The organism is Streptomyces sp. KLMMK, from assembly GCF_036961605.1.
Classification (GTDB): Bacteria; Actinomycetota; Actinomycetes; order Streptomycetales; family Streptomycetaceae; genus Streptomyces; species Streptomyces telluris.
In genome coordinates, this window is sequence record NZ_JBAMDC010000656.1 from 1 (window position 1) to 2,092 (window position 2,092).

Consider the following 2,092-nt stretch of genomic DNA (forward strand, 5'->3'; position numbering starts at 1 on the left):
CGCCCCGGACTCGGCGAGGGAGGCGGTGTAGGAGCGCCAGAGCGGGCCGTGGACGGAGTTGGCGAAGATCCGGGTGCGCAGGCACTCGTAGCAGGCGGCGGTCCCGTCCGGGGTCCACAGCGGGCCGGCGAAGGCGGTACCGCCGTGCATGAGGCCGTAGAACAGGCAGTCCAGGCCCTGCTGGACGCAGAGTTCGTTGACCGTGCCGGCCCGCGCGTCGAAGAGCGAGGCGGTCGCCGCGATCACCAGGGAGGCGTCCGCACCGAGGAGGAGGCCGGCCGTCGGTTCCGCGGGCTCGCCGAGGTCGTGCACCTCGGTCCGCGGTGTCCGGCGCAGGACGGCCACCAGGTCGTGCGTGAGGGCGGCGGGACCGAGCACGGCGATGTGCTGCGGGGCGGTGCGCTGCGGCTCCTGTGATGCGTGCGGGTCCTGCGGGGCGCACTCGATGATCCCCTGGTTGCGGAGGCTTTCGAGCAGTTCCAGTGCGCGGGGGCGCGGCAGCGTGGCTTCGAGGGCCACGACGATGTCGTCGGCGCGGGCCGGGCTGCCGAGCCGGGGCAGGACCTGCTCGGCGAGCAGGCGCAGTCCGGTCCCCTGCAGCCGGTGGACTCCGCGGGGCGACTCCACGAAGCCGTTGCGGTCGTCCAGGACGTGCAGGCGCAAGCCGGGGGCGGTCCGCAGGACGCTGTCCTGATCTATCACGAGGCGGCCTCTCCCAGGAGGGTCAGGTAGACGACGGCGTCGTCGGTGCCGTTCACGCCCACCAGCCGGTTGAAGTGGTCGTCGACGAAGCCGATGAGCGGGTGGGCCACCAGGCCGAGCGCCGCGGCCGCGGTCACCACGCTCTGGGCGAGGTGACCGCATTCGAGCAGCGCCATGCGGTAGCCGCGCTCCCAGTACTTCCACTGGTTGCGCCGGAAGGCCGCGACGTGCAGGACGATCGCCGCCGCCCCGGCCACCCGGCCGGGGTAGCCGGTGTGCGCGGCGACCTCGTCGAAGTCGTAGTCGTCGTTGACCAGTTGGAGAACGCGCCGGCCCGGGTGGAAGTAGTGGACGCCCGGGGTCACGGCCTCGACGCGGTGGGCCAGGACGAACAGGTCGCCGGAACACAGGCCGCCCGCGGTCGGGGTGGCGCGCAGCGGCAGGCGGACCCCGTCGGGCGTGTGCGCGGTCCCGGTGATCCCCGCGGAGAGGTCCAGGATCCGTGCGAGGTCCGCCGACGGGAGCGGGGCCCGGCCCATGGGCGCCGCCGAGCGGCGGCGGCGGACCGCCGCGTCGAGGGGCAGCAGGTCACGGCCCGCGGCCGTGGGCAGGGGATGTTCGGTCCTGGTCCGGCCGTAGTCCCGGTAGGGCCGTGCCAGGGCGCGCCTGGTGTCGGGGTGCAGCCGGTCGACGTCCACCGGCGGGAGCGTGCGGTAGGCGGAGCGGATCTTCGAGTTCTCGTGGAAGGTGCGGGAAATCCTGATCCTTTCGCGGTCGCAGGCGAGCGACAGGTCGGCGGGGGCCGTGCGGCCGGTGATGCAGGGCCCGGCCCACAAGCTCGCCGAACCCGCCGGATCTGTCGGCTCCGTCGGCCGTGTCGGCTCCTCGGTGCCTCCGGCCTTCCCGGCGGCTTCGGTCGTCCCGGCGGTCTCCGTCTTTCCGGCGGTCTCCGTCCTTCCGGCGGCTTCCGTCGTCCCAGCGGCTCCGGCGAGGCGGCACTGGACGACGGCTCCGCCGTCTCCGTCGAGCACCGTCCGCACGACCGCGCCGACCCGGCGCCCGAACTCCGCCTCAGGGACCTCCCCGACCTGGTCGAGACCGACGTCCCCGCCGACGGCCGGGGCCGGGGCCGGTCCGGTCCACGCGTCGGCGGCGGCCCGGGTGAGGATGCCGTCCAGTGCCCGGGCCAGCGCGCCGCGGGCCGTCGGACCGCAGCCGAGGGCGCGGATCTCCCGGGGCGGTCCGTCCTGCCGGAGCACCGCCCCCACCAGCGGCACCCCGCCCGCGGCGGCGAAGGCGTAGCAGGTGAGTTCGGCGTCCAGCGCGCGGTGCAGCGGCGAGGGCACCGCGCCTGCCCAGCCCGTCAGCCGCCGCGCCGTGTCAGGGGGGT

At 75.2% G+C, this 2,092-nt stretch carries 2 protein-coding genes; both read right to left on the minus strand.

The window, feature by feature from the left end:
• A partial coding sequence (locus tag V7793_RS36790) for a hypothetical protein (RefSeq protein ID WP_336014030.1) occupies window positions 1-702 on the minus strand: 702 nt, incomplete at its 3' end.
• Window positions 699-2,092 (minus strand): SagB/ThcOx family dehydrogenase (locus V7793_RS36795; RefSeq protein ID WP_336014031.1); only part of this gene is annotated, 1,394 nt, incomplete at its 5' end. The genes V7793_RS36790 and V7793_RS36795, both read right to left, overlap by 4 nt.